Genomic DNA, 1,212 nt, shown 5'->3' with positions numbered 1-1,212 from the left:
GTGAGCGAGGTACTGCCAACCGTCAGGGTGACGACATCACCCTCATTGAATTCACCCGTCACCTGGCCCGTGACATTTACCGATGTGCCAAACTCTGCAGCATTAATCACGTTGTCAGCAGTGATCGGATCCACAGACACCGTCAGTTCGGGTGCAGTGGTGTCAACCGAGTAATCGTGGCTGACCGTGGCTGTCGTGCTGTTCCCAGCACTATCCGTAGACGTTACCGAGACACTCACCGCATCGGACGCCGCAAGGTCAGTACCCGCAACCGCGATCGTCCACGACCCATCGGCACCAACTGCGCCTGTGAGTGAGGTGCCGCCAACCGTCAGGGTGACAACATCGCCTTCGTTGAACTCACCGGTCACCTTGCCAGTGACATCCACCGAAGCGCCAGACTCCGCAGCATTGATCACGTTATCCGAAGTCACCGGATCCACAGACACCGTCAGCTCAGGTGCAATCGTGTCTACACCATAGGAATGGGTCGTCGTCGAAGTCGTGCTATTGCCGGCCGCATCCACAGTCGTGACCGAGACGTCAAGCGAGCTCGAGGCCGCAAGGTCAGATCCAGCAACCGCGATCGTCCACGCCCCATCGGCACCAACCGCACCGGCGTACTCAACGCTGTTGACCGTCAGGGTGACCGCGTCACCCTCATTGAATTCACCCGTCACCTGGCCCGTGACATTCACCGACCCACCAGACTCGGCCGCATTGATGACGTTGTCAGAGGTTACTGGATCAACCGAGACTGTCACCTCAGGCGCAGTGGTGTCAACCGAGTAATCGTAGCTGACCGTGACTGTCGTGCTGTTGCCCGCAGCATCCACAGTCGTTACTGAAACACTCAACGCATCAGACGCTGCAAGGTCAGACCCAGCAACCACGATCGTCCACGTGCCATCGGCACCAACTGCGCCTACGAGCGAGCTGCTGCCAACCGTCAAGGTGACGACATCGCCTTCGTTGAACTCACCCGTCACCTTGCCAGTGACACTCACCGATCCGCCAGACTCGGTGGCGTTGATGACATTGTCAGCAGTGATCGGATCCACAGACACAGCCAACTCAGGCGCTACCGTGTCAACTGAGTAATCGTGAGTGGCGGTTGTAGTCGTGCTGTTGCCCGCAGCATCGGTTGTCGTGACCGACACACCCAGCGAGCTAGAGGCTGCAAGGTCAGATCCAGAAACTGCAATGGTCCAT

General features: G+C 58.3%; 1 protein-coding gene. It reads right to left on the bottom strand.

Annotation, left to right across the window (positions count from 1 at the left end):
* On the bottom strand, positions 1-1,160 hold a 1,160-nt coding region (locus tag ABS761_RS16830), incomplete at its 3' end, for an Ig-like domain-containing protein (protein WP_350409544.1).
* Positions 1,161-1,212: the final 52 nt, after the last annotated feature.

Source organism: Castellaniella sp. GW247-6E4 (assembly GCF_040276065.1).
Taxonomy (GTDB): Bacteria; Pseudomonadota; Gammaproteobacteria; order Burkholderiales; family Burkholderiaceae_B; genus Castellaniella.
Note: the sequence above shows the minus strand (reverse complement) of the source record. Positions and strands in the feature narration are given on the sequence as shown.